The sequence below is a fragment of the Lacticaseibacillus sp. 22 genome, assembly GCF_055413445.1.
The window spans coordinates 166,095-184,714 of record NZ_JBVAYD010000002.1; the positions used below are offsets into that span (position 1 = coordinate 166,095).

At 46.8% G+C, this 18,620-nt stretch carries 16 protein-coding genes and 1 pseudogene; 9 read left to right on the top strand and 8 right to left on the bottom strand.

The genetic code is table 11. The features are described from left to right. The first annotated feature begins 37 nt into the window (after nucleotides 1-37). Together glpO and ACWP87_RS02090 are read left to right on the top strand one after the other, a co-directional pair. Complete coding sequence (glpO, locus tag ACWP87_RS02085; RefSeq protein WP_015764870.1) at nucleotides 38-1,888, top strand: type 1 glycerol-3-phosphate oxidase; 1,851 nt, start codon at nucleotides 38-40, stop codon at nucleotides 1,886-1,888. 14 nt (nucleotides 1,889-1,902) lie between these two features. Beyond that, nucleotides 1,903-2,610, top strand: a complete 708-nt coding sequence (locus tag ACWP87_RS02090; protein WP_005684154.1) for an MIP/aquaporin family protein — start codon at nucleotides 1,903-1,905, stop codon at nucleotides 2,608-2,610. 236 nt (nucleotides 2,611-2,846) lie between these two features. On the opposite strand, the gene ACWP87_RS02095 is transcribed toward ACWP87_RS02090, so the two are convergent. From ACWP87_RS02095 to ACWP87_RS02105, 3 genes and pseudogenes are all read right to left on the bottom strand, one after another. Beyond that, nucleotides 2,847-3,428, bottom strand: coding sequence for a uracil-DNA glycosylase family protein (locus tag ACWP87_RS02095; RefSeq protein ID WP_014569230.1), 582 nt, complete (start codon nucleotides 3,426-3,428; stop codon nucleotides 2,847-2,849). Further along, a pseudogene (locus ACWP87_RS02100) lies at nucleotides 3,425-5,106 on the bottom strand (MutS-related protein). The gene ACWP87_RS02095 and the pseudogene ACWP87_RS02100 overlap by 4 nt, the downstream one beginning before the upstream one ends. A 148-nt stretch (nucleotides 5,107-5,254) precedes the next feature. Next, nucleotides 5,255-6,892, bottom strand: coding sequence for an ABC-F family ATP-binding cassette domain-containing protein (locus ACWP87_RS02105; RefSeq protein WP_015764869.1), 1,638 nt, complete (start codon nucleotides 6,890-6,892; stop codon nucleotides 5,255-5,257). Nucleotides 6,893-7,487: 595 nt separating this feature from the next. Here ACWP87_RS02105 and ACWP87_RS02110 point away from each other — a divergent pair. Beyond that, the gene (locus tag ACWP87_RS02110; RefSeq protein ID WP_014569224.1) at nucleotides 7,488-8,309 is read left to right on the top strand and encodes a DNA/RNA non-specific endonuclease; all 822 of its coding nucleotides are present in this window, start codon (nucleotides 7,488-7,490) and stop codon (nucleotides 8,307-8,309) included. 5 nt (nucleotides 8,310-8,314) lie between these two features. Here the strand turns inward: ACWP87_RS02110 and ACWP87_RS02115 are convergent, their stop codons facing one another. Continuing rightward, entirely contained in the window at nucleotides 8,315-8,980 is a 666-nt protein-coding gene (locus ACWP87_RS02115; RefSeq protein WP_014569223.1) for an MgtC/SapB family protein, read from the bottom strand. A 290-nt stretch (nucleotides 8,981-9,270) separates the two neighbouring features. On the opposite strand from ACWP87_RS02115, the gene ACWP87_RS02120 reads away from it, so the two are divergent. From ACWP87_RS02120 to ACWP87_RS02130, 3 genes are all read left to right on the top strand, one after another. Beyond that, nucleotides 9,271-10,212, top strand: a complete 942-nt coding sequence (locus tag ACWP87_RS02120; protein ID WP_005715103.1) for a Dyp-type peroxidase — start codon at nucleotides 9,271-9,273, stop codon at nucleotides 10,210-10,212. Nucleotides 10,213-10,555: 343 nt separating this feature from the next. Beyond that, a complete protein-coding gene (locus tag ACWP87_RS02125) occupies nucleotides 10,556-11,872 on the top strand; it encodes an ammonium transporter (protein WP_014569222.1) in 1,317 nt (438 codons plus the stop codon). 147 nt (nucleotides 11,873-12,019) lie between these two features. Continuing rightward, nucleotides 12,020-12,931, top strand: coding sequence for a quinone oxidoreductase family protein (locus ACWP87_RS02130; RefSeq protein ID WP_015764867.1), 912 nt, complete (start codon nucleotides 12,020-12,022; stop codon nucleotides 12,929-12,931). Between the two features lie 317 nt (nucleotides 12,932-13,248). On the opposite strand, the gene ACWP87_RS02135 is transcribed toward ACWP87_RS02130, so the two are convergent. From ACWP87_RS02135 to ACWP87_RS02150, 4 genes are all read right to left on the bottom strand, one after another. Continuing rightward, nucleotides 13,249-13,935, bottom strand: a complete 687-nt coding sequence (locus ACWP87_RS02135) for an ABC transporter permease (protein WP_014569220.1) — start codon at nucleotides 13,933-13,935, stop codon at nucleotides 13,249-13,251. Between the two features lie 23 nt (nucleotides 13,936-13,958). After that, complete coding sequence (locus ACWP87_RS02140) at nucleotides 13,959-14,876, bottom strand: ABC transporter ATP-binding protein (protein WP_014569219.1); 918 nt, start codon at nucleotides 14,874-14,876, stop codon at nucleotides 13,959-13,961. 92 nt (nucleotides 14,877-14,968) lie between these two features. Then, nucleotides 14,969-15,871 carry a sensor histidine kinase gene (locus ACWP87_RS02145; protein WP_223804841.1) on the bottom strand — a complete coding sequence of 301 codons (903 nt, stop codon included), beginning with the start codon at nucleotides 15,869-15,871 and terminating at the stop codon, nucleotides 14,969-14,971. A gap of 8 nt (nucleotides 15,872-15,879) precedes the next feature. Next, on the bottom strand, nucleotides 15,880-16,680 hold the full coding sequence (locus ACWP87_RS02150) for a response regulator transcription factor (protein WP_014569217.1): 801 nt from the start codon (nucleotides 16,678-16,680) through the stop codon (nucleotides 15,880-15,882). A gap of 77 nt (nucleotides 16,681-16,757) precedes the next feature. Between ACWP87_RS02150 and ACWP87_RS02155 the strand changes: the two genes are divergently transcribed. The 3 genes from ACWP87_RS02155 (at nucleotide 16,758) to ACWP87_RS02165 (ending at nucleotide 18,586) form a co-directional block, all read left to right on the top strand. Beyond that, nucleotides 16,758-17,267: an NAD(+) diphosphatase gene (locus ACWP87_RS02155; protein WP_014569216.1), complete on the top strand. Its 510-nt coding sequence runs from the start codon at nucleotides 16,758-16,760 to the stop codon at nucleotides 17,265-17,267. A gap of 231 nt (nucleotides 17,268-17,498) precedes the next feature. After that, nucleotides 17,499-17,825, top strand: coding sequence for a heavy metal-binding domain-containing protein (locus ACWP87_RS02160; RefSeq protein WP_005704915.1), 327 nt, complete (start codon nucleotides 17,499-17,501; stop codon nucleotides 17,823-17,825). A gap of 119 nt (nucleotides 17,826-17,944) precedes the next feature. Further along, nucleotides 17,945-18,586 (top strand): carbonic anhydrase family protein, encoded by a 642-nt coding sequence (locus tag ACWP87_RS02165; RefSeq protein WP_015764864.1) that lies wholly within the window; start codon nucleotides 17,945-17,947, stop codon nucleotides 18,584-18,586. Nucleotides 18,587-18,620 lie beyond the last annotated feature (34 nt).

Here is an 18,620-nt window from a genome sequence, read left to right on the forward strand (position 1 = left end):
CCATCATTTATCTTATTTAAAAAGGAGCCTACTCAAAATGGCATTTTCAAAAGAAACCCGCACCCAGACGATTGATCAATTGAAGCAGACCGAACTCGACTTACTCATTGTTGGCGGTGGTATCACCGGTGCCGGCGTTGCGATTCAAGCAGCCGCAAGCGGTTTGAAAACCGGCTTGATTGAAATGCAGGATTTCGCGGAAGGAACTAGTTCCCGCTCGACCAAATTGGTTCATGGCGGCATTCGTTACCTCAAGACGTTTGATGTCGGCGTTGTCGCCGATACCGTTAAAGAACGTGCCGTAGTTCAAGGAATTGCGCCTCACATTCCGCGGCCATTCCCGATGTTGTTGCCGATTTATCAGGAAGCCGGCAGTACTTTTGATATGTTCAGTATCAAAATCGCCATGGATCTCTATGATCGTCTGGCAAACGTTGAAGGTTCCCAATACGCCAACTACACCGTCACCAAAGATGAAATTCTGCAGCGTGAACCGCATTTAGCCGCTGATGGCCTCCAAGGCGGCGTGTACCTCGACTTTGTCAACAACGATGCCCGGCTTGTTATTGAAAACATCAAAGAAGCGGCAGAATTAGGCGGACTGATGGCCAGTCGGGTTCAAGCCATTGGCGTTTTGCATGATGATGGCGGTCAGGTTAATGGCTTACAGGTTAAGGATCTTTTGGATGGCAGTGTTTTCGATATTCATGCCAAACTCGTGATCAATACGACCGGACCTTGGTCTGACAAGTTCAAGGCGTTGGATCAAGCCGAAGATCAAACCCCAACATTGCGGCCAACGAAAGGGGTTCACTTGGTTGTCGATGGTTCTCGACTGCCGGTACCACAGCCAACGTATATGGATACTGGCTTGAACGACGGCCGGATGTTCTTCGTGGTCCCACGGGAAGGCAAGACTTACTTCGGCACCACCGATACCGATTACCATGGCGACTTCAACCATCCGCAAGTCGAACAAGCCGATGTCGATTATCTCTTGAAAGTCATCAACAAGCGCTATCCGCAAAGCCATATCACGCTAGACGACATCGAAGCGAGCTGGGCAGGATTGCGACCGCTGATTGCCAACAACGGCAGCTCCGATTACAACGGCGGCGGTGCCAACACCGGTAAAGTTTCGGATGATTCCTTTGAAGCGTTAATCCGTGTCGTTGATGATTACGAAGACAACCAGGCTACCCGCGCTGACGTTGAACATGCGATCTCCAAACTAGAAACAGCCCACGCCGAAGCTGCTTTGAGCCCATCACAGGTTTCCCGCGGCAGCTCACTTCGCCAAGCCGATGATGGCATGATCACCTTGTCCGGTGGGAAAATCACGGATTATCGAAAAATGGCAGCGGGCGCGCTTGCTTTGATCCGCCGCTTGTTGGCTGAGCATTTTGCAACCGAAACACGGACCGTTGATTCCAAAAAGCTCCAGGTTTCAGGCGGTCATTTTGACCCGACCAACGTTGACGATACGATTGCTTTTTACACGCGGATTGGCATCGATGCCGGCTTGCCGGAAAAAGATGCCGCCGACTTGGCCAATCGCTTCGGTTCAAATGTCAGCCGGGTTGTCACCTACACAGATGGGCAGGCGGCTCCTGGACTCAGCCTTAAGGAAACCATGAGCCTGCGCTATTCGATCAACGAGGAAATGACCTTGACACCAGTGGATTACCTATTGCGGCGGACCAATGCAATTCTCTTCCATGCCGAGACCCTTAATGAGCTTAAACAGCCAGTCGTTGATGAAATGGCACGCTTATTGGGTTGGGATGACGCGACTAAAGCCCAACAATTGGCAGATCTTAATCAGGCCATTCGTGAAAGCCAATTAGCAGATTTGAAGAAGACGCCAGCATCAACCAATCCTGCGTAGAAAGAGGTAGCCATATGTGGACACAAACATTAGGTGAATTCATCGGTACCTTCATCCTGGTACTGCTTGGCGATGGTGTCGTTGCCGGCGTATCGCTGAATAAATCCAAAGCGAATGGTGCCGGCTGGATTGCCATCACACTCGGGTGGGGCTTAGCCGTGACGATGGGCGTTTATGCCGCGGCATTTCTCGGTCCAGCCCACCTTAACCCGGCCGTGACGCTTGCGTTTGCTGCCATCGGTCAATTTCCATGGGCTTGGGTCATGCCATTTGTCGGTGCGCAAATGCTCGGTGCTTTACTGGGAGCGGCAGTTGTGTGGTTGCATTACTATCCGCACTGGGAAGCGACCAACGATCCTGCGACAACGTTAGGCGTTTTTGCAACTGGCCCCGCGATTCGCAGCTATGCGGCCAACTTCATATCCGAATTCATCGGCACGGCTGTCTTGATCTTTGGACTTTTGGCCTTTACTAAGGGAAAATGGACAGACGGACTGAATCCAATCGGCGTCGGCATCTTAATCACCGCTATCGGCCTATCGCTTGGCGGGACGACGGGTTATGCCATTAACCCGGCACGAGACTTGGGACCACGCCTCGCCCACGCCATTTTGCCAATCGCACACAAAGGCGATTCCGACTGGCCTTATGCTTGGGTACCGATATTAGGACCCTTGGCAGGCGGCGTCGTTGGTGCTTTGATCTTCACGGTTTTGCCGTAACCTATCCTTAGAAACTCACAACGTAAGAAAACCGCCAATTCGTCGATAAGTACGAATGGCGGTTTTTTGGTGAGCGCGAACAGGAGCGCTTAGCAATCGGAGTGTAAGTGGCCTCTAGCCTAAATGGCTGGTTTTTGGCCATTTAGGCTAGAGGTTCTTACACAGAGATTGCTGCGACTGTGAGCGCGTTATGGTGTGAGCGCGAACCCACGCGGTTAACACGTTATAGTTGAACCCTACTTCATCAGTCGTGCCACTCGCTCCTGTAAAGCAGGCACAACTTCATCCATAAACCATGGATTGCGATTGACCCAACCATAGTTAAGTGGCGAGGGATGGACAATCGGAAAATACGTCGGTAAGTATGCGCGAAAGTTTTTAACCGTTGCCGTTAACGTCTTTTCCCGGCGCTTGCCTAAGTAATATTTCTGAGCGTATGCGCCAATAACAATGGTCAACTGAATATGAGGCATTAATGCTAACAAGGACGGATGCCATTTTGCGGCGAAATCTTTACGCGGCGGCAAATCTCCGGACTTGCCTTTTCCCGGGTAGTAAAAGTCTAACGGTAAAACAGCAATTTTACCGCTGTGATAAAACTGATCTTTGGTAACGCCCATCCATGTCCGCAGACGATCACCACTTGGATCATTCCAATAGGTTTTGGTTGTCTGGGCTTTGCGTCCCGGCGCCTGGCTTGCGATCAAAATCGTTGCGTCAGGTTCGATGTGATATAACGGATCCCAACCTTGAGCCGTAAAGGTTGCATTAGCCGGATCCTGCCGAATTGCTTCAAAAATCTTGTCGGCCGTTGTCACGCTTGAATCCCTCCTTGCCGATATTTGGGCCATGCTTTGTTGCGTTCGAAATCTGCGGCGAGTTGACGCGCATCTTTAATCAGCGGCTCCGGATAGGCCATTGTTGCCAACAACGCAATCGCATTATGGGAAGTGGCCGGTCCTTGATGCAGTAAGTAATCAAATACGACGCCATCTTTTTGGGTCACTTTTTCCTGAAAATGCCAATTGATGCACTGATCCCCCATAATGTCGGTTAGTTCATTGTCGTGCGTGGCTACCACGACCAAACTTGGATAATGGCTTAACCAGTTGATGACACTGGCCGAGGCCGCAATCCGTTCGACTGTATTGGTGCCTTTTAGGATCTCGTCAATAAACCCATATACCCGCTTGTTTGACGCCACGGCCCTTAACAACCGGTGAATCGCTTTAATTTCCGCGACAAAATAACTATCGCCTTCACTGAGATCATCCCGAACCGCCATGGCTGTCATCACCAATCCCGGCTGCATCGTCAACTTTTCAGCTAAAACCGTATTAATCGTCTGCGCCAAAATGGCATTCACCGCTATGCTTTTAACGTATGTCGATTTCCCTGACGCGTTGGCTCCGGTAATCAAGGCATTTTTGTTCCACGCTACCGGATTGGCAACTGGGTGTTTCAATAGCGGATGCATGATTCCCGTGGCCGTCATGCCGCCTGCAGCAAACGCCGGCTGGCTGCTTTGCGAATGAGCCGTCCGAAAATTGGCAATCGCAATCGCTAACTCTAAATCGCCCAACGCCTGCCACAAAGTCAATGCCTCGTCATGGTGGTGATATAAGCGCGTCAACACATTATTATAAGCAATAAAGCCCAACATAAACATGCTGCTAAAATACTCGGTGATCATGTCGCTTGAGCTGTTATCTCGCGAGCGAAACACAAACGCCAACCGGGTAATCTAATCCCCCGCATCGGTCGAACGGCAGCGCGTAAAGCATCCTGAGTGGGCTGCTGAATTTTAACCAAATGTTCCGCGGTAACAATCGTTCGCACCAAGTAGCCCATCGCCGTTACTTCAGCATCCAAGGCTTCACGTTTTAAAACATAATAGAAAAGATTCACCATCAAGCTCAAGACGCTGATGCTCACCCCAATAGCCGGAAGTACCAGCGCCAGCACCAAGCCGACCAGCGGCAAACTGCCTAACACTTTAAACCGCCAAGCATGCGGCAAAGCGGACTGAGTCGTGGTGCGTAAATAATGCTGGCTGTTGTTAGCAACATCTTCTCCCAGTCCGGCAAATGCCAGCTGCACTTTGAGCCGTTCTTCTGCATGGGTCTGGAAAAAGCTGATCAACGTTTCATTGACATCGGGTTTGCCTAAATCATAGGCCCGCAATTGTGCATAAACCCGCTCGGCACCGACACTGCTCTGAGTCGCATTCAATTGTTTAAACACGTCAAACATATCGAGATCCTGCCAGGTCAAATCATCAATCTGACAATCATGGTTAACCTGCGCTTCATGATCAAGGTACGCCGCTTTTAAATAGCGCTCACTGCCACCACGTTTAACCGGCAGCTTGCCCCAATTCGCAATCAGATCGCGTTTAAGCCTCAGTTGTCGTTGCCCCGTTAAGATAAGGTTGAGCAGCACAATTGCAACAACGAAACCCCCAACACCTAATAAAATCATGACTGGTTGTGTCATGTTGAATTCCTTCCTTTTGCCCTTTGATGCAGCGATACCAGACGTTTACCGGATAAAGTTGCTTACATTATCCCTCACCGTTGCAGAAAAAACAAAAAGCATTGTCTCTCCACCCGGGAGCAACAATGCTTTTCATTAACAATTTCGCTTAATGCTCAGATGCCGGATAAATCGCCGCCACCTGTGCCTGGGCAGTTTCGTGTTGCATGAATTCGTCGTAACTTGTGTCGGCGCGGTCGACTACACCCAGCGGCCCGACTTCAATAATATGGTCAGCGATCGTTTGAATAAATTGATGATCGTGACTGGTAAAGATCAAGGAGCCAGTGAAATCAATCAACGCGTCATTCAGACTCGTAATACTTTCCAAATCAAGATGATTCGTGGGATCGTCCATAATGAGCACATTGGCCTTGCTCAACATCATTTTGGCCAGGTATGAGCGTACCTTTTCGCCGCCAGATAAAACGTTAAGCTGCTTGAGTACCTCGTCGCCAGAGAAAAGCATCCGTCCCAGAAAACCGCGCAGGAAAGTGTTGTCCTGTTCTTCTTGCGGGGCAAACTGACGCAACCAATCCAAAATATTAAGTTCCGGATGGTCAAACTCCGGATTCAGGTCTTTAGGCATCGAGGCTCGACTGGTCGTCACACCCCAGATAATCGTTCCGCTATCCGGCTCCAGTTCGCCAGCCAGCAACTGCATTAAAACGGTAGCCGTCACGTCATTGCGGCTAATAATGCCGGTTTTGTCACCGGGGCGCAAAATGAAGCTCACATTTTGCAACACCGGCTGGCCATCAATCGTTTTGGAAACATTTTCGACCCGTAATAAGTCGTTACCGATGGCGCGTTCAGGTTCAAACTTGATATACGGATACTTACGCGAACTGGGACGGATATCGTCCAATGTAATTTTTTCAAGTTGCTTCTTGCGCGATGTGGCTTGCTTGGATTTAGACGCATTCGCTGAAAAACGGGCAACGAATTCTTGCAGCTGTTTAATCTGCTCTTCTTTTTTGGCATTGGCCTGACTTTGCAGTTGCAAGGCCAATTCCGAGCTCTGCTTCCAGAAGTCATAATTACCGACATACAATTCAATCTTGCCAAAATCAACATCACACATCATGGTACAAACCGCATTCAGGAAATGCCGGTCATGGGAAACCACTAAAACGGTGTGTTCATAGTCAGCCAAAAAGTCTTCCAGCCAACTAATCGCCTGCGGATCAAGCCCGTTTGTCGGTTCATCCAGCAACAACACATCCGGCTTACCGAAAAGCGCTTGGGCGAGCAAAACTTTGACCTTCTCACCTTCAGGCAAATCAGCCATGAGCTTCTGGTGTTCACTTTCGCTAATCCCCAACGACTGCAAAAGCTGCGAGGCATCACTTTCGGCATTCCAACCGTCCATTTCCGCAAACTCGCCTTCCAGTTCGGCTGCCTTATTACCATCCGCTTCAGAAAAGTCCGGCTTGGCATACAAGGCATCTTTTTCGGTCATCACTTGATACAAGCGTTCCCACCCTTGCAAAACCGTATTCATCACCGTTTGATCATCAAAGGCAAAGTGATCCTGCTTCAGGCTACTCATCCGCTCATTCGGTGACAAACTCACGGTCCCGGTTGTCGGTGTTAATTCGCCTTCAAGAATCTTGAGAAAAGTCGATTTCCCCGCCCCATTGGCACCAATAATGCCATAGCAATTGCCAGGGGTAAATTTCAAATTAACGTCTTCGTAAAGTTTCCGATCCGAGAACGTCATCGAAACATTATTTACTGTGAGCAATTTCATACCTCGCTTAAAAGATTTCTACATATATTAGCAGATATTGAGGGAATTCACAAATGTAGCGTGAGCGCGAACCGGCGCGCTTAGGGACCGGAGTGTAAGCGGCCTTGGGCGTGATGGCCGGTTTTTGGCCATTGCGACCAAGGTCCTTACATGCAGGTCCCTGCGCCGGTGAGCGCGTTATGGGCATAAACCAGAACATAAGCGGCCTTGGACGTGATGGCCGGTTTTTGGCCATTGCGACCAAGGTCCTTACACGCAGATCCCTGCGCCGGTGAGCGCGTTATGAGCATAAACTAGAACATAAGTGGCCTCAGACGTGACGACCAGAGCTTTGGCCATCGCACTTAAGGTCCTTACACGCAGGTACCTGCAATTATAAACACCTTTAAAGTGTGAACCAGAACATCTACAACCTAAGAATTCAAGCGGTGACACGGTGTCACCCGCTTTTTACCTTTTCTTTTGCGTAATCTAATAATCGAATGAACAAATTACCAAATCCACCGAAAAACACCCTGCCCCGCAAAGTCAGACTTGTGTTAACCTCAAACCATATCTTTTCCACGACAATCGCCATCTGGAGGAACCTATGAACAACTTAGTCACATTGATGCTGATCCTTGCTGGCATAACGCTGCTGTTATTACGCAATGGCACTAAACGCCAACGCCGCGCCAACCGTAAACTTGCAATCACTCTTTTGCTAGTTGGCATTGCGAGTGGCGGTTACACTTATACGCAACAACACCCGCAAACCAATTGGCTGCCAGCTTTAACTAGTAGTAGCAGTAGTAGCACATCAACCGCCAAAACCGGCACGTCACAGCAACCGGTTAAGCAATTAGCACAACTTACCGAAAACGGTCAGCCAGAAATCACAATCAACAATAATGATCCCGGTTTTACGCAATCCGAGCTGACTACCAGCAACGGACCATGGACGCGTTTTAGCGACTTGGATTCTTTAAACCGCGTCGGTACCGCGAATGCCCTTTTAAACCAAAGCATCATGCCCAAAGTAAAACGCGAGCCTTTGACTTGGAATCCGACTGGCTGGCATAACAAGAAAGTTCATGGTGAATGGCTCTATAACCGCAGTCATTTGATCGGTTTTCAGTTATCCGGCGAGAATAATAATCCCAAAAATCTGATGACAGGCACACGTCAACTCAACTCACCTTTAATGCAGGCACATGAAGATGACATTGCGCATTATCTCAAACAATCCCCTCAACACTTTGTCCGCTATGAAGTCACCCCGGTTTTTCGCGGCGATGAACGCCTAGCCCGCGGTGTGGCCATGCGGGCGCAAAGTATTGGCGATAACACGATTCGCTTTAATGTGTATATCTTCAATGTCCAGCCTGGCGTCACCCTCAATTACAGCGATGGAACCAGTCAGATCAATTAAACAGCTTAAAACTCAATTGAAATAATGTTGGGATTATCTGCATAAAACATCAACAAACGTCGCATATCCTCATTGGCTTTACTTTCAACATGCAACGTCATCTTCACTTCATCACCTTCATGTTTAATCGAAACGTTTAGGACCTTAATGTGATACTTACCCAGTGTTTGTCGCATGTGTTCCATATCGAACCCTTCATTACGAATGCGAATGGTCAAAATGCCATTATCGCCACCTGGTAACCACCGATAATGATGATGCAGCAACACCTGAATACACAGAACCAAAACAGTTGCGGACAAGCCGATAATATAAAGCTTGGCGCCGATTGCCATCCCCACTGCAGCCGTCGTCCAGACACCAGCAGCCGTGGTTAAGCCATTGACATTATTGTGCCGCACTAAAATCGCACCGGCACCCAGAAAACTGACCCCACTGACAATTTGCGCTGCCACCCGGGATGGATCCAGTGCCATATTTTTCAAATTTAAGATATCAAAGAAACCGTATTTAGATACGATCATAATCAACGCAGAACCTAGCGCCACAATCATATGTGTCCGAATGCCGGCGTTTTTGAAACGGTTTTTGCGTTCATAACCAATGGCAAAACCGCAAAACGCCGCGACCAACAACCGGACGACTAATTCAACCTGATTCAGTATTGTCATCGTTAAAAATCACAACCTTTATGATTACTTTACCACCTAGCTATGTCGATTTGATGAAAATTACGTAAAAGGACAGCTTACAATTAAAACACATACGGCTCATGACGCCTTCCAGCCACACTGATAACAACACCTTCTAACACCTCACGTGAGCCATCAACAGTCGCATGCAACGATCGCGTTTTTTCATCTAATATATTAGCAGAACCGGCGATGAAAAGGATTGCATTCCGGCACGGCTATGCTAAACTGTTTCTAGGTTAGAATGATTCTAGTTTGGAGGCAGAAATATGACCATTGATTTACGGGACGTTCAAGATGTTTACAAGGATGCAGGCTCAGACATTATCTTTGCCACGTTTGATCTAAAACGACAAGACCCCGCTAGTGACAAGGCAATGATTGCCGACTTGGCGGAGCATCTGCCAGCTTTTATCAACAGCATGAATATTCGTTACCCCGAGGCAAAATTAGCAGTCGCTTTCGGGTTGTCGCGCAAGGCATGGGACTATCTTTTTCCCGAAGCCGCACGACCAAAGGAATTAGAAAGTTTTCAATCCATCGTTGGGCCGAAATACACAGCCGTTGCAACACCGGCTGATTTATTCTTCCACATCCGCTCGCAAAACTCGGCCGTACCGTTCGAACTCATGAGCGAGATTATGGCCATTATTGAAGCCAATACGGTAACCCTCGATGAGACCCACGGCTTCCGCTACTTTGAAGGACGGGCCATTATCGGTTTCGTCGATGGCACCGAGAATCCAAGCGCCTTAGACACGCCGGAATATGCCGTCATTGGCGATGAAGACCCGGCATTTGAAAATGGCTCCTATGCGTTTGCCCAGAAGTATCAGCATAATCTCGACGCATGGAACGACCTGTCAACCGAAGATCAGGAAAAAGCGATTGGCCGGAAGAAATTTAACGATCTTGAACTAGACGACGAAGCCAAACTGGCGAACTCACATAACGTGGTTTCGCAGGATAATGACGGCGGCGTGGAACATAAAATTGTCCGCATGAACGTGCCCTTCAGCAACCCGGCTGAAAAAATCAACGGCACCTACTTTATCGGCTATGCCCGCCATTGGACCGTCACAAAACGGATGTTGCAAGGAATGTTCGAAAAATCCGACCGGCTATTGGACTTTTCAACCCCGTTAACAGGCGAACTCTTCTTCATCCCGTCTAAATCCGTATTGGGGAAAATTGCTGACGGGGAACTATAATTTAGCACGATACCGCCATCAGGTTAAACGCTGATGACGATTGGGTGCTCAGCCTCTGCCTTAACGACAAATTTGTTGTTGAGGCTTTTTTAATGTTGACATGACTAGCTGTTTTTCATGTGGACCAATCAGTAAAAAACATCAAATTCCAAATCATCGTCAAGCATTCATGTTATATAAGCTGACGTTCAAAATATTTTTTTGCCGTGCCATAAATCCTTTTAAATCAAGTCTTGTCACCACGATAACACGTTTGGTCTAGATCAATGAAACCGGCACTCACGTCGTAGCCGGCAAAACCCGTGCTACAATACCGCCATTCAAGATGAATGAGGTGGCACAGATGAATTTAGCCGATACAGGATTTGTGATCATTGCAAGCGTTCTGGTTTGGTTTATGACCCCGGGACTTGCTTTTTTCTATGGAGGCCTCGTCTCTAAGCGCAACGTCATTAATACCATGCTGTCAGTCTTCTACATTACCGGGATTGCGATTTTACTGTGGGTGGCCGTGGGTTATGAATTGAGCTTCAATGGTAATCTTTTCGGGGTGATTGGCCAGGTACAGCATCTCTTTCTTAGCGGCGTCTCGCTTGGTACGGCAACGGCGGCTAGGATTCCAACCGGCGTTTACATTCTCTTTCAAATGATGTTTGCTATCATCACGCCGGCTCTGTTTGTCGGTGCGGTGGTTGGCCGCATGCATTTTAAGTTCTTGACTTGGTTTATTGTCCTGTGGTCCCTATTGGTTTATTACCCGCTTGTACATTTAATTTGGAGTCCGGATGGCTTGTTGGCTGGGCTTGGCGTGCTTGATTTTGCCGGTGGGACCGTCATTCATATTAACGCCGGGATTACGGCACTGACCTTGTCTGCCTTTCTTGGCCGGCGCGCGGATGAGCATACGGTGCCTTACAATCGGCCGTGGGTGTTGCTAGGAACAGCCATTCTTTGGATCGGTTGGTATGGCTTTAATGCCGGGTCGGCGCTGGGGGTCAATCAGGCGGCAATGACGGCGGCTTTGACCACATCGGTTGGCGCCGCAGCAGCCTTAGTCACCTGGATGATCCTTGATATTTGGCAAACAGGCCATCCAACCTTAATAGGCACTTGTACCGGCGCTTTATGCGGACTGGTCGGAATCACGCCGGCAACCGGCTACGTGACCAGTTTTGGTGCGGTTTGCATCGGTGTGGCATCAACGTTAGCCAGTTACTGGTTCATCAGCAAAATCAAGCCACGACTCGGTATTGATGACACGTTAGACGCTTTTGGCTGTCATGGTGTTTCCGGGATTGTCGGTAGTGTCCTGACCGGGGTCTTTGCCAGCAAAACAGTGGCCCCAAGCATTGCCCACGCCGGACTCGCATATGGCGGCGGCTGGCATCTGCTGCTGATTCAGCTAGCCGGTACCATCATCGTGATTGCTTTGGTCGCTGCCATGGTCACGATTATTACGAGTATCCTTACCCAGTTTGTTGCCATCCGCGTATCACCAGCCGCTGAAAAAATGGGGCTGGACTACAGTGAGCATGCCGAACCGGTTGACGAAGAAGTTGCAGCCAGCTGGGAACAGCATACGCCGGTCAGCTCGTTTCCGGATGAGTTCAAAGGCCAGCTACACGGCTTCGATCCCCGACCACATCAAAATGATCAGTGACCGCTGAATAACGTATCAGCCACTGATGGCGATTTGATTTGAAGGTAACGGGTGATATTTAGCACACCAAGTCACTTTAATTGTTTTTTTCCTCGCATCATGGTTACAATGCCGCTAGTTTAACATGGCATGATGGGAGGAATCATGATGATCGGATACGGGTTTAGTCATGCAGGCGGACCGGAAGTGATTGATGCAATTGACTTGCCGACACCACAACCGGGACCTCATGAAATTCAAATTAAGACTAGCGCAATCGGTCTCAATAACCGTGATCGCATGGCGCGGCAACTAGGCGGCAGTGGCTTGACAGTACCGGGATACGATGTTGCCGGTAACGTCACTGCGCTCGGGAGCAATGTTTCTCAGTTTAAAGTGGGCGATCGCGTGGTGGCGCGAACAACCAGTGCCTATGCAGAAATCGTCACTGCCGCAGCTGACATGAGCGTCTTGTTACCAGCTTCGATTACTCCGGAAAAAGGCGTAGCGGTCATTACCCCTGGTGTCACCGGTTACCGCATGGTGGAACTGGGCAATGTTAAAGCTGGTGATACTGTTATTGTTAAAGGTGCCTCTGGCGGGGTGGGCTCGGCAGCAATTCAACTCGCCGTTGCGCACGGGGCCTCGGTCATCGGCATTGCCAGCAGCCGTCATGAAGTCGCGGTTGAGCGGCTTGGCGTTGAACACTTTGTCGCTTACGATCAGGGTAATCCCGTCACCCAACTGCGCCAGACTGCCGATGTCGTGATTAACGCTGCTATGAACGGGCTTGGTGGTGATGATGATGTCGCTATGACCAAAGACAACGGACTGATCGTTTCCGTTAGCCACACAGAACCTTTACTCAGCCGGGACATTCGTTTTATTCATACCCGGCCACTTGGCGGATCCGAGGTAGGCAAAGCTTTGCAACTGCTCATAGATCTGATGGCACAAAACAAGCTCAACGTTCAGGTCGGCTACGTGTTGCCATTTACCCGCGAAGGTTTTGTCAAAGGGCACCAGTTGCTGGATGACAGTCACCACGAGGGTCGGATTGTCATTCGAGTAACTAATTAACATCAAACTTTACTATCCACTCAAGTACACTGCACGACTACTTAGGTAAGGTTGGTTCATAATTCGAAGGTGTAAGCGAAAACATCAAAATTGAAATAGCTTGCGCCAAGGCAGAGCAATCAAAGGAAAGTTAAATCTGAAAATTGCGGATCTTGACACAGCACGGAATTTCCGTCCATTCTTTTTATCGTTCAGAATCTGACAAATCATGGTTCCCCATGGTTTGAAATTATGGTCTGCCGTCTTAATATTTGGATACTTTTGTTTAAGCTCCCGAATTATGTAACAGCTTCCCTGTGCTTCCGTCAATCCAAAAACTACTTATCAAAATCCAGAATCTTCGTTTGAACGATGATGTAAGACAAAGATGCTAATGCAAGTCCTAGTATAGCGAGCCTAAGAAAATCGCGGTTCCAAACAAGCACTTTTGGCACCATAGTCTGAATAGCAATTATACCAAGAACAGCTGTCGCCATGGTTGCAATTATTGATTTCTTTATCATGCCAAGAATGAATGGGCAAAGAGCAATCATTGCTGCTAAAAGGCTACAGTAAAAATACCCCATCAAAACGTCAGAAGTAAGCGTAAAAGTATTTGCGGTAACCATGAATTGATGATCAATACAATAAACGTAAAAGTGCGCTAATAGACATGTAGTAAACGTACTGATCAATGTAAATACAGTAATTAGACCCATTTTGACTCCAATAATCTTTTTTCGATTGATTGGATAAGAGAATAGCATGAGAATCGTTCGATGGTTATATTCACCGATAATTAGTTTAGATATCAAACCTGCTGCATACACCATAAACATACTAGCAGCCAAAAAAGCAATCATTCGTTGAACACTTTGGCTAGTGTCTAAAACCTGATTTGTATGCACTTTATTATCTACAAAGGAAATTGTCAAAAAGAGAAGCAAGCCTATAATCGTTAATGCAACACCAATTATTTGTCGTTGTAAGCGAAACTTCACAAATTCTAGCTTAATCATTTCCATGGTAGCCCTCACTTTAATAATAACTATCGCGTCAACTTTAAAAAGTAATCTTCCAACGAGCCCTCTTTAAGAAATGCACTTTTAATTCCGACATCATTCATTACCAAAGTCTTGATTAATAAAGCACGATCAATTTCGGTATCATAAATTAGAATTTTGTGGTTTGAGACCAAATCGAATTCATGAATATTCAGTTTTTCTTCCAGCACGCAGGAGGCCCTATTAGGATTACTTACTTTAATTTCAATGCACTGACGTTCCTTCTGCCTGACTTTTTCCATAGCTATTTCCTGAATTAAAACGCCCTGTTTCAAAACACCAATCGTATCAGCAATTGCGGATATTTCACTTAATAAGTGACTAGAAATGATGATAGTTGTACGTTGCCTTTGATTCAAATCCAGAAGAAGTTGCCTCATCTTTGCTAATCCCTCTGGATCCAAACCGTTGAAGGGCTCGTCCAGAATTAAAAGTTTTGGATCGCATAACAATGCTCTAGCCATCGCTAAGCGTTGCTTCATACCTAAGGAATAAGCTCTAACTGGCTTCTTTTCGGTATCAGACAGGTGAACTAGTCTTAAAATGTCTTTTATCTTTGTCTGCGCATCATTCTCCACATAATAACCCATGTAGCGAGCATGGATCTTAAGATTCTCATACCCGCTTAAGTCTTCATAGAAATAAGGATTCTCTATAATTGAACCCGTTTGTCTAAAAAAGCCATTTAACCCCTGAGACAGAGTTTCGGCTTGACGCATAATTTTCCCAGCGTCTGGCTTCAGCAAAGCCATCAACAGCTTAAAAACCGTACTTTTACCAGCCCCGTTTGGCCCAAGAAACCCATATATCTCGCCGAGTTTAACATTCATATTTACAGACTTTAAAGCTGTTACCCCTTTAAAATGCTTACTTAATCCCTGAGTTTGAATGCAGTAGTCCATAGCTTCCCATCCTTTTTAGAAATTGGTCTGTTGACAAGTTATAGTCTAATGGGTATTTCTAACACTTCCCTGTCGAAAATCTTACAAACTCCTTACTTTGCATTCTTAGGTAGCACGATGGTAAACGTGGTGCAAATATGTGGTTGGCTTTCAACGTAAATACAACCTTGAATTTGAGCTATTAAAGCTTTTGTGATAGCCAAACCCAGCCCCCCACCTTTACCACTCTTATAACGAGTCTCATCAGCCATAAAGGTTCTCTCAAAAATTGCATCAAGATCGTGCTTTTGAATACCTTTACCATGGTCACGAACTTTTATAAGGATTTCCCCAAGTCTTTCGGCCAAGATTAATTCTAAATAATGACCATCTTCACCGTGAACACAAACATTTTGTAACAAATTATTTAAACTCCGACGAATAGCATCATCGTCACTATTAATCCAGATGGGGTATTCAGGTATGTTGGCAACAACTTCGAACTTATTATCCTTTAGTTGAGCTAGGATTGAAAACAACGCTTCTCGACAGAGCTCATTAATATTGACTAACCGCACTTGTTTACGCCGATCTCCAGCTTCTATTCGTATCAACTGTGAAAACTGGTTTATAAGGTGCTGGACCTCCAAACTCTTTGCTCTGACCTTTACCACGCTATCAGACTGACATCCATTTGCCACCATTATTTCTAAATATCCTAAGGCTGTGGCTAAGGGCGTTTTCAAATCATGAGTTATGTTAGCTATTGTCTGTGTCATCTTTTGATAAGCGCTTTCATATGCGAGGCGATTATCTCGATTAAGCTTTAATAGATGATTGATACTCGCATAGAGTTGTTGTAATTCTTTGACATTAGTTTGTTGTAATAGTGGCATCGAAAACTCTTGTTCCGATAAGCGCCAAATTTCTTGACCTGCTCGTTTCAAGTTCGTTTTTAACGAAATGATATAGGCTAAAGAAATAACAAGAAAGGCAGCTAGCACGATAGTCAACATAAGCAACATTATTCTACCCCCGCCTCTAGGACATAGCCGATTCCCCAAACTGTTCTAATGTAGCGCTGGTTAACGTCTTGAATTTTGTCGCGTAATCTCTTAATGCAGACATTAACTGTGTTTTCATCGCCAATATAGGATTCCCCCCACACTTTCTCATAAATTGCTTGCTTTGAAAAAACATGACCAGGGTGAATCATTAAAAGCTTTAGAAGTCTATATTCCTTGACAGTTAAATTGAGCCGCCGATCATTTTTATATACTGTTTGATTGAGATTATCTAATCGTAAATCAGCAAATGTAACTTGTGACTGGGTATGCATTTTTTCATAACCGTATACCGCGTATTGAGTCGTTCGTCGTATTTGAGCCTTTATACGGGCGTTTAATGCCACCAGTGAAAATGGCTTTTTCAGATAGTCATCGGCTCCCAGGCTCAATCCCAAAACCTCATCCTGGTCCATATCTCTGGCAGTTATGATAATCACCGGTGTCATCTTGGTCTGGCGCAATTCCTTCAACACATTAAAACCATTTTTTTCAGGAAGCATTATATCTAACAAGACAACATCAAAAGTGTTATTCTTAATCGTATCCATAGCAATTTTGCCATCAAACACTCTAGTTAAAATGTATCCTTCGCCTTGTAAATACAGTTTCAGCAATTCACTAAATTCTCGATTGTCTTCAACTAGTAATATCTTTGCATTGGATATTTTGAACTCCTCCTCCTGTATGACGTTAATTTTGAACCGTATGCCTCCTGCTTCATGTTTCAGTTTAAAACCATGCTTGCAGCAACTAGGCATTATTAAGATTTATAATATCATTAATTTCGTTATGAAAGCGAGTTCAATTACAGAATCTCAACCCCAAGGAGCCCCTCATGACTTTTAAATTCTGTCCTATCTGTGGCCACGCGCTCACCCCAAAATTGGCAGGCGATGATGGGAATGTGCCTTACTGTGAAACTTGCCAACGCTTTTGGTTTCCATTATTTGCCGATTGCGTCCTCGTACTGGTCGTCAATGAATTTGATGAGATTGCATTGGTGAAAATGCCTTATTTGTCTGAAAAATATGTCTCTATCATCTCAGGTTATATGCAGCCGGGTGAAAGCGCTGAGGAGAGTGCCAAGCGCGAAGTTATAGAAGAACTCGGCATCCATCTGGATCAACTCGACTACGCTGGCACATATTGGTACAGGAAAACTGGCAGTCTCATGCATGGCTTTATCAGTCATACTTCCAAGCAGTCTTTAGTCACTTCACCTGAAATTTCCGAAGCCAAATGGGTGCCAGCATCGCTTGCGCCCGAAAAAATGTTTCCTGATTCACCGGATAATGCCGCTTTAGCCGTCTATCGTACCTACCTGCAAACAAAACAACGTCAATAAACCACCAACTTGTTTCATCAAGTCAGCCTGACCAATAGCAAGCAGCCATGTTAATGGGGCCTGCTTGTTCGCGCCAATCAGCTTGGTCAATAACCAACCGCAGCCGTCCGTTGTTAAAGTCGTTTCGCTTGTTGTCGGCAAACACCGGTGGTAGGCTAAAACACGGTGAGACTGTGATACATGGTCCGCTGTACATAAGTAACGATCAAGCAACTCATAAGGAGGCCCATGATGGCTCAGGAAATTTTGATTACCACCACCGAGAACATTCCCGGGAAACATTACGAAATCATTGGCGAAGTTTTTGGCTTAACCACTCAGTCCAAAAATGTGATTAGTAACATCGGTGCTGGCTTGAAGAACCTTGTTGGCGGTGAAATCAAGGCCTATAGCGATATGCTGCATGAATCGCGCGAAAAGGCAATTGACCGCTTGCGTACTGAAGCTCGCAAAGCAGGTGGCGACGCGGTGGTGATGATGCGATTTGACTCCGGATCAATCGGCGGCGATATGCAAAGCGTTGTCGCATACGGCACGGCAGTTAAACTACTCGACTAGCTGGTTCACCATAACGCGTCGGCTCGCGCTTACACAAAAGCCAGATTCAGCCGCGGTTGAATCTGGCTTTTAAAATCAACAAGAACGTTATTCCCTAGTGATGAGAGGAATCAATGAACATGGCAGTTTTAGATTATCACCATCAGGAAAAATGGCCGAATGGTTTTGGCCAACTTCAATCACCCATCAATCTTTTACCGGCAACTCCAGCTGACCCGTCAACGTTGAAAATTGAAACGTCGTGGCGAGTGACACAAGAAATCGATGACCAGGTTACGATCCGGCTTACCGGAACCGGTCGCACCCGAATTGATCAGGATCAGTGGCAATTGATGCAGGCCCATATTCATGTACCTGCCGAACACCAAATCACCAATCAACACGCTGCCGAACTGCATTTCGTCCATCAGTCAGCAATCGGTGCCTTATGCGTCGTTGCGGTTCTCTTGCCGTTGGGTCCTGACAATGTTGTGCTTGAGCAAATACTGGATCATTTTGCCGCCCATTCAACCCGATCCGTTGCCTTCAGCCTAGATCAGCTCATTCCGCAACAAGGGACGGTATATCGCTATCTTGGCTCCTTAACCACGCCGCCGCTGACAGAAGGTGTTGCTTGGTATGTCATCGATCAAACGGCGGTTACCATTGGCACGCAGCAATTACACCGTTATCAGCAGCTTTTTGCAGATAATCATCGCCATATTCAAGCGCGTTATCAGCGTCCGGTTTTGCGCAGCGTATTTACCAAAACTGCCAACTAAATCGGTACTGGCCGTGCCTGCTATCACCGGTGGT

Coding starts and splice junctions, on each gene's coding strand:
- ACWP87_RS02115 (WP_014569223.1), bottom strand. CDS start 8,980: ATGACAATACTGAATCAGGTTGAATTAGTCGTCCGGTTGTTGGTCGCG.
- ACWP87_RS02120 (WP_005715103.1), top strand. CDS start 9,271: ATGACCATTGATTTACGGGACGTTCAAGATGTTTACAAGGATGCAGGC.
- ACWP87_RS02140 (WP_014569219.1), bottom strand. CDS start 14,876: ATGGACTACTGCATTCAAACTCAGGGATTAAGTAAGCATTTTAAAGGG.
- ACWP87_RS02160 (WP_005704915.1), top strand. CDS start 17,499: ATGGCTCAGGAAATTTTGATTACCACCACCGAGAACATTCCCGGGAAA.
- ACWP87_RS02135 (WP_014569220.1), bottom strand. CDS start 13,935: ATGGAAATGATTAAGCTAGAATTTGTGAAGTTTCGCTTACAACGACAA.
- ACWP87_RS02150 (WP_014569217.1), bottom strand. CDS start 16,680: ATGCCTAGTTGCTGCAAGCATGGTTTTAAACTGAAACATGAAGCAGGA.
- ACWP87_RS02110 (WP_014569224.1), top strand. CDS start 7,488: ATGAACAACTTAGTCACATTGATGCTGATCCTTGCTGGCATAACGCTG.
- ACWP87_RS02145 (WP_223804841.1), bottom strand. CDS start 15,871: ATGTTGACTATCGTGCTAGCTGCCTTTCTTGTTATTTCTTTAGCCTAT.
- ACWP87_RS02155 (WP_014569216.1), top strand. CDS start 16,758: ATGACTTTTAAATTCTGTCCTATCTGTGGCCACGCGCTCACCCCAAAA.
- glpO (WP_015764870.1), top strand. CDS start 38: ATGGCATTTTCAAAAGAAACCCGCACCCAGACGATTGATCAATTGAAG.
- ACWP87_RS02165 (WP_015764864.1), top strand. CDS start 17,945: ATGGCAGTTTTAGATTATCACCATCAGGAAAAATGGCCGAATGGTTTT.
- ACWP87_RS02125 (WP_014569222.1), top strand. CDS start 10,556: ATGAATTTAGCCGATACAGGATTTGTGATCATTGCAAGCGTTCTGGTT.
- ACWP87_RS02130 (WP_015764867.1), top strand. CDS start 12,020: ATGATCGGATACGGGTTTAGTCATGCAGGCGGACCGGAAGTGATTGAT.
- ACWP87_RS02090 (WP_005684154.1), top strand. CDS start 1,903: ATGTGGACACAAACATTAGGTGAATTCATCGGTACCTTCATCCTGGTA.